Raw genomic sequence first — 10,724 nt, 5'->3', positions numbered from 1 at the left:
GACGCGGTGGAGGAGATCGCCGAGCGGTTCGCCGGTGAGGGTGTGAAGGTGAAGCGGCTGACGGTCAGCCATGCCTTCCACTCCCCGCACATGGACGAGGCGCTGGAGGAGTTCACGCGCATCGCCTCGACCCTGACCTTCAACCCGCCGACGATCCCGGTCGTCTCCAACGTCACGGGTCGGCTCGCGACAGCCGAGGAACTGACGGACCCCGCCTACTGGGCGGCCCACATCCGTGGGACCGTCCGTTTCCACGACGGTATCCAGGCCCTCGCCGCCGACGGCGTGAGCCGCTACATCGAGCTGGGCCCGGACCCCGTACTGACCGCGATGGTCCAAGCCTCCCTGGAATCAGGCGAGTTCACCGCAGCCGCCGTACTCCGCAAGGACAGGGACGAGGAGCGCACCCTCCTGTCGGCACTGGCATCGGCCTACGAGTCCGGAGCCGAAGTCGACTTCGGCTCCCTCCTCTCCGGTGGACGCCGTGTCCCGCTGCCCACGTACGCGTTCCAGCGTCAGCGGTTCTGGCTTCAGGGCACCGCCCGCGCGGATGTGACTACCGCAGGCCTGGAAACGGCGGGACACCCGCTTCTGGGGGCGCAGGTGGAGCTGGCCGACTCCGGACATTTGCTGCTGACCGGCCGTCTCTCCCTGGCCGCGCAGCCCTGGCTGGCCGACCACGCCATCGCCGGCACCGTCCTGCTGCCCGGCACCGCCCTGGTCGACCTCGCCCTGCACACCGCCACCCACACCGGCCACACCACCGTCGACGACCTCACCCTCCTCGCCCCCGTGATCCTCGACGACGACACACACCTGACGCTCCAGATCACCGCCCAGCCCTCCGCCGAAGACGGCACCCGCGCGCTCACCATCCACACCCGCCCCGACGGCGACGACACCACCTGGACCCTGCACGCCACCGCCACCCTCACCACCACCGAAGCCACTCCCGCACCCACACCCGCAGCCTGGCCCCCGCCCGGCACCCACCCCGTCGACCTCACCGGCCTCTACGACCGCCTCGCCGACCACGGCTACGACTACGGCCCCACCTTCCAGAACCTCACCCACCTCACCAAAGACCCGGCCACCGGCACCCTCCACGCCACCGTCACCCTCCCCGACACCCTCACCCCCACCGGCCACACCCTCCACCCCGCCCTCCTCGACGCAGCCCTCCACGCCCTCCTCGCCACCAACACCGACCCCACCACCACCCTCATCCCCCACACCTGGACCGGCATCACCACCCACAACACCACCGAACCCACCCCCACCACCCTCCACGTCACCCTCACCCCCACCACCGACACCACCCTCACCCTCACCACCCCCCACCTCACCATCACCCAACTCACCCTCACCCCCATCTCCCCGGACCAACTCCGCACCACGAACAGGGCAGGCACGACGAACAACCCACTGCACGAGGTGGTCTGGAACCCACTGGAACTGCCCCCGTCCGAGTCGCCCCGCGACCACGTGTTCCTCACATGCGGCAACAGCGCCCAGGACGCGGCCGGTGCCCTCGCCGAGACGGAGCGGCTGCTGGTCAGGGTCCAGGAGTGGCTCGCGGACCCGGAGCAGGACGGTTCGGTGCTGGCCGTCCTCGGCCGGGCCGAGGCATCCGGTGGCGATGTGGCTCTCGACGTCACCGCCGCCTGGGGCCTGCTGCGCACCGTGGCGTCGGAGAACCCGGGCCGGGTGGTGCTGGTCGACATGGACCCGGAGGACGAGGCCGGCCGTCGCGTCCTGCCGCGTGCCCTCGCCGCCGGGGAGTCCGAACTGCGCGTCCGGGGCGAGGAGGTGACCGTACCCCGCCTGGCCCCGGCTGCGGGGACCGCGGGAGCGGCCCCCGCCCTCGACTCCGAGGGCACCGTCCTGATCACCGGAGCCACCGGTGCCCTGGGCGGGGCCGTCGCCCGGCACCTGGCCGCCGTACACGGCGTACGGCACCTGCTGCTGACGAGCCGTCGCGGGCCCGACGCCGACGGTGCCGCCGACCTGCTCCAGGGGCTGGCGGCCGCCGGGACCGAGGCGACGCTGGTCGCCTGCGACACCGCGGACCCCGACGCCCTCGCCGGCCTGATCGCCTCCGTCGACCCTGAGCACCCCCTGACCGCCGTAGTGCACGCCGCCGGCGTGCTGGACGACGGTGTGGTGCAGTCGCTGGACGCGGTGCGGCTGGCCCGGGTGTGGCGGCCGAAGGCGGAGGGCGCCTGGCAGCTGCACCGGCTCACCCGTGACCTCGGCCTGGCCGCGTTCGTGCTGTTCTCCTCGGTCGCGGGGCAGGTCGGCAACGCGGGTCAGGCCAACTACGCGGCCGCCAACTCCTTCCTGGACGGGCTCGCCGAGTACCGGCACGCGCGGGGCCTGCCCGCCACCTCCGTCGCCTGGGGACTGTGGGGCGGCACGGGAGAGCAGGACGGCATGGGCGCGGCGCGGGCCGGGCTCGGCGGGCTGCGGGCGCTCACCGTCGACGAGGGGCTGGCACTGCTGGACGCCGCGCTCGGTGACCCGCGGCCGGTGCTCGTCGCCGCCCGCTTCGACCGGCCGGCGCTGCGGGAGCGGGCGGAGGCGGGCGGACTGGCACCGAGGCTGCGCGGGCTGGTCCCGCGTTCCGCGCCCCGTGGCTCCGGGCAGGCGGCGCTGTCGCTGTCCGAACGGCTCGGCGGGCTGGCGGAGGAGGAGCAGCGGCAGGTCTGCCTGCGGCTGGTGCGCACCACGGTGGCCACGGTGCTCGGGCATCCCGACGACAGCCGTGTGGAGGACGAACAGCCCTTCAAGAGCCTCGGGTTCGACTCGCTCACCGCCGTCGAGCTGCGCAACCGGCTGAGCGCGGTCACCGGCGGTCCGCTGCCCGCGACGCTGATCTTCGACTACCCCACCCCGGTCGACCTCGCCGATCACCTCTGGGTGACGCAGCGTCCGCAGGGCGCGCCCGAGCCGGTGCTCGCCGAGCTGGACCGGCTGGAGGCCGCGTCGACGGCCGACGCCGACGAGGACCTGCGCCGGACGGTCACCGCACGGCTGGAGCGGCTGCTCGCCGTCTGGTCGGCGGACGCCCACGACGGACCGGACGGGGCCGCCGAGGAGGCCGACGCGGTCGCCCGCATCCAGGGGGCGTCGGCCGCGGAGATCCTCGAACTGATCGACGAGGAGTTCGGACGCCCCTCCTGAGACACCGATCGCGCCCCACCGCCTGCCCCACTCCCTGCCCCACCCCTCAGCCCAGCCACCACCCCAGCCATCCAGCCACCGCCCAGCCACCGAGAGAACGGGACCACCCCATGACCGAGGCACCCACCGCCAACGCGAACGCGGCCGCCCGCGCGTCCACCGGCAAGGCACCCACCACCTGGAACGTCCTCACCGACGGCGACCCCACCTCCGTGGTGCTCGCCGCCGACTTCGACGCCAGCAGCCGCGCCGAGGCCCGGTTCACCGACTTCGTCGGACACCTCGGCGGCGGACTGACCGTGTGGGAGACCGTCCCGCAGGCGGTCGCCACCCGCCCCGACCTGCCCGCCGAGGCGTACGTCAAGCAGTGGACGGACGAGGTCAGGGCCAGCGGGCGCACGGTCCGCGCGATCCTCGGGTTCTGCGCCGGCAGCGTCTACGCCGCCGCCCTCGCCCGCGAGGTCGAGGCCTGGCAGGGCAGCTTCCCGCTGACCGTCCTGTTCGACCCGGAGCGCGCCTCCGCGGCCAGCATGTACTGGCAGTTCCACAAGGCCGTGGACCAGATGACGCCGACCCTCGGGCCCGCCGAGACCGGTGCCGCCCAGGACGCCGGGCAGCGCGCCCAGGAGGACAGCCCGAACCTGTCCGACCTGGCCCGCCGGCTGCTGCTCATCTACCACTCGGTGGCCGGCAAGGCGTTCGACAAGCTGGGGCTCGACGCCGCCCGGCGGGCCGAACTGACCGAGACCGCGGGCGCGTTCCTGTCGTACCTGGCCACCGCCGAGCAGATCGAGCCGCTGCCCGCCTGGCGCCGGTCCACCGTGATCACCTCCGCCACGCCGACCAGCGGCCTCAACGCGCTGCGCGCCCTGCACCCCGGCCAGTTCGACGACCTCCCGGCCGAGGAACTGCGCTTCGACGTCGCCCACGTCGACCTGCTGCGCACACCCGAGATCGCCGGGGCCGTCTCCCGCCTGATCACGGACCGCACCTGACCCCTGGTCACCAGTCCGCCCGCGCCTTTCGACCCGCGAAGAAGGAAACCGGAATGCTCACCACTCCCACGTCGCCGGTGAACGGCCCGGCGCCCGCCCTCGTCGCGGCCAACCGCAAGGAGCAGGCGCTGTGGCTGCTCGAACAGCTCGTCCCGGCCAGCGCGGTCAACAACCTCTCCATCGTCTTCACCGCCGAGGGCACGCTGGGGGAGTGGGAGATCCAGCAGGCCCTGGACGCCCTCCTGGCCCGGCACGACATCCTGCGCACCGTCTTCTACGGCACGGCGGCCGGTCTGGTGAAGCAGGTGGTGCCGGCCGACCGGTTCACCGTCGAGCTGGAGAGCCGGGACATCGACGGGACCGACGGGACTCACGGGACTCACGGGACTGACAGGAACGACGACAACGCCGTCGACGCGGCGATCGACGCCGTGGTGCGCAAGCCGTTCGCCTTCGACGGGCAGCCGCTGGTACGCGCCGCCCACCTCCAGGGCCCCGACGGCGACGTGGTGTGCATAGTCGTCCACCACATCGTCTTCGACACCATCTCCTCCGCGATCCTCCTCCAGGAGTTCATCGAGGCGTACGAGGCCGTCTCGGCCGGGCTCGGCATCCCCGACAGCCTGCTGGAGGTCCAACGCCCGCTGCGGTCCGCCCCGTACGAGGAGGCGAGCCTCACCTACTGGCGCGAGCACCTCAAGGGCTTCGACCCCAGCGCGCTCGGCCTCGCCTGCGGCACCGAGGACGTGCCGGAGCCCACCCTGACCGGCGACTACGTCCTGCACTCCCTGACGCCCGAGGCCCACGCGGCGGTACGGCGGCTGCAACGCGAACTGCGCGCCCCCGAGGCCGTGATCCTGCTCGCCGCCTACTACCTGCTGCTCGCCCGGCACGGCGCCGGTCCCGACCTGGTCGTCGGTTCACCCGTCAACGTCCGCGGCCCGCAGGCCCCGAGGGCCATCGGCTACCACGTCAACACGCTGCCGCTGCGCGCCCACGTCGACCTCGCGGCCGGCTTCGGCGACCTGACCGCACGGGCCCGCGACGCCTTCTTCGGCGCGATGACCCACACCGACGTCCCCGTCGACGCGCTGCTGCCCGAGGTCCAGCACACCGGGGCGACCTGGCGCAACACCGTCTTCCGGCATCTGTTCAACTATGTGCCCGACGCGGGGCCCGAGCACTTCGAGATCGACGGGACGCCCGCCCGCCGGCTGCTGGTCGAGAACGGGCACAGCAAGTTCGACCTCGAGTTCTTCTTCTTCTCCTCGCCCGAGGAGATCAGGATCCGGGGCGTCTTCTACACCGAGATCCTCAGCCGCACCGACACCGAGCTCCTGCTGGAGCGCTACGACGCCCTCCTGGTCGCCCTCGGCGCCGAACCGGAGCGGCCGATGGGCGAGATCCCGGTGCACGGCGCCCGCGACACGGCCGTCATCGCCGCCGCCAACGCCACCGCCCGCGAGGTCACCCCGGCCACACTCCTGGAGTCGGTGGCCCGCGCTGTCCGTACCGCGCCCGAGGCGCCCGCGGTCGTCAGCGGCGACCGGGAGGCCTCCTACGGTGCCCTGTGGGCGGCGGCGCTCGCCGACCGCGACCGGCTCACCGCGGCCGGCGTCACCCCGGGTTCCGTGGTCGCCGTCGCCGGACGCCGGGGCCCCGAACTGGCCGCCGCCGTCCTCGGCACCTGGCTGGCCGGAGCCGCCTACGTCGCCCTCGACCCCGACCACCCCGCCCGGCGGATCGCCTATCTGCTCCAGGACTCCGGGGCCACCGCCGTCCTCGCCGCCGACGGCGTCGACGTCGAGGCCGCGCCGGGCGTGCCGGTGCTCGCCATGGCGACGGCCGGCGACACCACCGCCGTACCGCGCGACGAGGACCTCGCCGCCGTACCCGGCCCGGACGACACCGCCTTCCTGATCTACACCTCCGGCTCCACCGGACAGCCCAAGGGCACGGTCATCACCCACGCCGGCGTCGCCAACGTCATCGCGCACTTCGCCGGCGAACTGCGCGCCGCCCCCGGCGAGACCACCCTGTGGCTCACCACCTTCACCTTCGACATCTCCTCCGTGGAGCTGTTCCTGCCCCTGGTCAGCGGCGGCCGGGTCGCCGTGGCCCCGGACGCCGCCCGCACCGACGGCGAGGCCCTGCGCGAGATCCTCACCCGGCACGGTGTCGACATCATCCAGGCCACCCCCACCACCTGGCGGATCATCGCCGACGCGGCCGGCGACCTGCTCGACGGCCGCCGCGCCCTCACCGGCGGCGAACCCCTGCCGCCCGCGCTCGCCCGGAAGATCACCGCCGCCGGCTGCGAACTGCGCAACGCCTACGCCCCCTCCGAGACCACCGTCTACTCCACCTCCGGCCTGGTCCCCGACGGCACCGACCGCGTCGACATCGGCGTCCCCATCGCCAACACGGTGGCGTTCGTCGCCGACGACACGGGCCGCGAACTGCCCGTCGGGGTGCGCGGCGAACTGTGCATCGCCGGACGAGGAGTCGCCGCCGGCTACCACAACCGGCCCGAACTGACCGCCGAACGCTTCGCCGTCCACCCCGAACACGGGCGCTACTACCGCACCGGCGACCTCGCCTGCTGGCTGCCCACCGGCGTCCTCGAACTGCACGGCCGGGTCGACCGGCAGGTCAAGGTGCGCGGCAACCGCATCGAACTCGGCGAGGTGGAGGCCGTACTCCTGGAGCACCCCGACGTCTCGGGCGCCGCCGTCGTCGTCGACGACGCCCCCTCCGGGCCCGCCCTCGTCGCCTTCCTCGTGCCCGAGGACGGCGCCGACCGGCACGACCTCGCCGGCCGGCTCTGGCAGCACGCCCGCGCCGCCCTGCCCGGCGCCGCCGTACCGCAGGAGTACGAGACCGTGGACGCCTTCCCCACCACCGTCAGCCAGAAGACCGACCACCTGGCCCTGACCCGGCTCGCCGCCGAACGCCGCACCGCCCGCACCGCCGAGGGCCCCGGCACCGAGGAGGGCGACGAGGTCGTCGCGGGCCTCGTCGGCCTGTGGCGGGAGCTGCTGCACCGCTCCGACATCGACGCGGGCGCCAACTTCTTCGCCCACGGCGGCCATTCGCTGCTCGGCGCCCAGCTGGTGCAGCGCATCGAGAGCCGCTTCCACGTCACGGTCCGCATGGTCGACCTCTACAACGACGCCACCCCGAAGGGCATCGCCGCGCGCGTCCGGGCGGCCCAGGCCGCCACCGGGGCCGCGATCCCGGCCCGGACCGGCGCCGAGGCCACGGAAGGAGCCGCGTGATGACCGACCAGGACCCCAAACTCCTCGAGTACCTCAAGCGGATGACCCTCGACCTGCGCGAGGCCCGCCGCCGCATCGACGAACTCGAGGACACCCGGCACGAACCCGTCGCCGTCATCGGCATGAGCTGCGCCTACCCCGGCGGTGTCACCTCCCCGGACGACCTGTGGACGCTGGTCGCCGAAGGCACCGACGCCGTCGGCGACTTCCCCGCCGACCGCGGCTGGGACCTGGACGGCCTCTACGACCCCGACCCCGACACCCCCGGCACCTGCTACACCCGCCGGGGCGGCTTCCTCGCCGACGCCACCGCCTTCGACGCCGGCCTGTTCGGCATCACCCCCAAGGAAGCCCTCGCCATCGACCCCCAGCAGCGGCTGCTGCTGGAGCACAGCTGGGCCGCCGTCGAACGCTCCGGCACCGACCCGCGCACCCTGCGCGGCAGCCGCACCGGCGTCTACGTCGGCGTCATGTACAGCGACTACGGCTCCCGGCTGCGCCCCGCACCCGAGGGCTACGAGGGCTACATCGGCGCCGGCAGCGCCCCCAGCGTCGCCTCCGGCCGCATCTCCTACTCGCTCGGCCTCGAAGGGCCCGCCCTCACCCTCGACACCGCCTGCTCCTCCTCCCTGGTCGCCCTGCACCTGGCCTGCCAGGCGCTGCGCCGCGGCGAGTGCACCACCGCGCTGGCCGGCGGGGTCACCGTGATGGCCACCCCCGGCACCTTCGTCGAGTTCGCCCGCCAGCGGGGCCTGGCCCCCGACGGGCGGTGCAAGTCCTTCTCCGCCGACGCCGACGGCACCGGCTGGGCGGAGGGCGTCGGCGTGCTGTACCTGCAACGCCTGAGCGACGCCCGCCGCGAGGGACACCGCGTACTGGGGGTGCTGCGCGGCAGCGCCGTCAACCAGGACGGCGCCAGCAGCGGCCTGACCGCACCCAACGGGCCGTCCCAGCAGCGCGTCATCCAGGACGCGCTGGCCGACGCCCGCCTCACCACCGCCGACATCGACGCCGTCGAGGCCCACGGCACCGGCACCACCCTCGGCGACCCCATCGAGGCCCAGGCCCTCCAGGCCGTCTACGGCCAGGGCCGCGACACCGCCCGGCCGCTGCGGCTCGGTTCGTTGAAGTCGAACATCGGCCACGCGCAGGCGGCGGCCGGCGTCGGCGGCGTCATCAAGATGCTGATGGCACTGCGCCACGAGACCCTGCCGCCCACCCTGCACGCCGAACGCCCCACCACCCACATCGACTGGACCGCGGGCACGGTGGAACTCCTCCACGACCCCGCCCCCTGGCCCCGCACCGAACGCCCCCGCCGCGCCGGGATCTCCTCCTTCGGCATCAGCGGCACCAACGCCCACCTGATCGTGGAGGAGGCGCCGCGGGAGGACACCCCCGAGCCCGAGGCCCACGAGCCGTCCCCCGCCCCCCTCGCCTGGCCCCTGGCCGGCCGCACGCCCCGCGCCCTGCGCGACCAGGCGACCCGGCTCACCGCGCACCTCGCCGCGCACCCGGAGACGCCGCTCGCCGACGTCGCCCGCACCCTGGGTACGGGCCGCACCCCCTTCGAACACCGCGCCGTGGTGGTCGGCGGCGACCGCGACACCCTCACCAAGGGCCTGGCCAAGCTGGCCCGCGGCAGCGGCGCCCCCCAGGTCGTCCGGGGCGCCCCCGCCCCCGCCGTCCGGGCCCCGCTGGCCGTGCTGTTCTCCGGCCAGGGCTCCCAGCGGCCCGGCATGGGCCGCGACCTGCACCGACGCTTCCCCGTCTTCGCCCAGGCGTTCGACGAGGCGTGTGCCGCGCTCGACCCGCACCTCGAAGTGCCGCTGCGGGACGTCGTCTTCGGCGAGAGCGAACTGCTGAACCGCACCGCCTACACCCAGGCAGGCATCTTCGCCTTCGAAGTCGCCCAGTACCGGCTGCTGGAGGAATTCGGCGTGCGCCCCGCCTTCGTCGCCGGACACTCCATCGGCGAACTGACGGCCGCGCACATCGCGGGCGTGTGGACGCTGCCCGAGGCGGCCGCGCTGGTCGCCGCCCGAGGCCGCCTCATGCAGGCCCTCCCGCCCGGCGGCGCGATGCTCGCCGTGCAGGCCTCCGCCGACGAGGTACGACCCCTGCTCACCGGCCAGGAACAGCACCTCGCCCTCGCCGCCGAGAACGGCCCCGCCTCCGTGGTCGTCTCCGGCGACACCGAAGCCGTCACCCGCCTCGGCACACACTTCGCCGAACAGGGCCGCCGCAGCAAACAACTGACGGTCAGTCACGCATTCCACTCGCCCCACATGGACCCCATGCTCGACGAGTTCGCCACGGTGGCCAAGGGGCTCACCTACGCGCCGCCGCGCATCCCCGTCGTCTCCAACCTCACCGGCACGGCCGCCACCGCCGAGGACCTGGCCTCCCCCGACTACTGGGTACGCCACGTCCGCGACACCGTCCGCTTCGCCTCCGGCGTCCGCTGGCTGTCCGAGCAGTCCGTCGGCACCTACCTGGAGGTCGGCCCCGACAGCGTGCTCACCTCCATGGTCACCGAGTGCCTCAGCGGCGGCGACGCACCCGCCGACCGGGCCGAGACCGTCCCGCTCGCCCGCCGCGACCAGGACGAGACCACCGCCTTCCTCACCGCCCTCGCCCGCCTCCACGTGCGCGGCACCCCCGTCGACTGGTCCGCCCAGACCGACGGCCACTCCGCCGCCCTGGCCGAACTGCCGCCGTACGCCTTCCAGCACCGCTCCTACTGGCTCGACGAAGTGGCCCCCGCCCCCCGCACCGCCCCCGCACAGCGCGCGGCGGCCACGGAGAGCGCCGAGCCCGCCGACCCGGACGAGCCGACCACGGCGGCCCGCCTCGCCGCAGCTTCCCCCGAGGAGCGGCCCGCGCTGCTGCTGTCCGTACTGCGCGAACTCGCGGCCGAGGTGATGGGCGCGGAATCCGCGACCGAGGTACGCCCCGAAACACCCCTGCTGGAAATCGGATTCACCTCCCTCATGGCGGTCGACCTCCGCAACAAGGCCGCCGAGGCGACCGGTCTCGATCTCCCGCCGACGATCGTGTACGACTGCCCGACCCTCGAATCCATAGCGGGATATGTGGATTCGCTCATGACCAAGGAATGAGGCCCGCCCGTCATGTCGAACAAGCAGGACACCGTTGTGACCGATGCCATTGCCGTGGTCGGAATGTCGTGCCGCCTTGCCGGTGCGGAGGACGCGGGCCGTTTCTGGGAGTTGTTGGAGGCGGGTCGCGAGGCGGTGGGTGGGGT

5 protein-coding genes are annotated in these 10,724 nt (G+C 73.7%); all 5 read left to right on the top strand.

The window, feature by feature from the left end:
* Window positions 1-3,183 (top strand): SDR family NAD(P)-dependent oxidoreductase (locus tag ABZ915_RS48465; protein ID WP_361817806.1); only part of this gene is annotated, 3,183 nt, incomplete at its 5' end.
* Window positions 3,184-3,293: 110 nt separating this feature from the next.
* Window positions 3,294-4,178 carry a hypothetical protein gene (locus ABZ915_RS48460; protein ID WP_361817804.1) on the top strand — a complete coding sequence of 295 codons (885 nt, stop codon included), beginning with the start codon at window positions 3,294-3,296 and terminating at the stop codon, window positions 4,176-4,178.
* 53 nt (window positions 4,179-4,231) lie between these two features.
* The gene (locus ABZ915_RS48455) at window positions 4,232-7,456 is read left to right on the top strand and encodes an amino acid adenylation domain-containing protein (protein ID WP_361817801.1); all 3,225 of its coding nucleotides are present in this window, start codon (window positions 4,232-4,234) and stop codon (window positions 7,454-7,456) included.
* Complete coding sequence (locus ABZ915_RS48450; protein WP_361817798.1) at window positions 7,456-10,578, top strand: type I polyketide synthase; 3,123 nt, start codon at window positions 7,456-7,458, stop codon at window positions 10,576-10,578. The genes ABZ915_RS48455 and ABZ915_RS48450 overlap by 1 nt, the downstream gene beginning before the upstream one ends.
* A 12-nt stretch (window positions 10,579-10,590) precedes the next feature.
* A partial coding sequence (locus ABZ915_RS48445; RefSeq protein WP_361817809.1) for a beta-ketoacyl synthase N-terminal-like domain-containing protein occupies window positions 10,591-10,724 on the top strand: 134 nt, incomplete at its 3' end.

Source organism: Streptomyces sp. NPDC046915, assembly GCF_040644935.1.
Taxonomy (GTDB): domain Bacteria; phylum Actinomycetota; class Actinomycetes; order Streptomycetales; family Streptomycetaceae; genus Streptomyces.
The sequence above is the reverse complement of the archived record's forward strand: the minus strand, read 5'-3'. Positions and strand labels throughout refer to the sequence as shown.

What these genes read in the sequence shown, in the direction of transcription:
- ABZ915_RS48450 (WP_361817798.1), top strand. Translation starts at nt 7,456, where the DNA reads ATGACCGACCAGGACCCCAAACTCCTCGAGTACCTCAAGCGGATGACC.
- ABZ915_RS48455 (WP_361817801.1), top strand. Translation starts at nt 4,232, where the DNA reads ATGCTCACCACTCCCACGTCGCCGGTGAACGGCCCGGCGCCCGCCCTC.
- ABZ915_RS48460 (WP_361817804.1), top strand. Translation starts at nt 3,294, where the DNA reads ATGACCGAGGCACCCACCGCCAACGCGAACGCGGCCGCCCGCGCGTCC.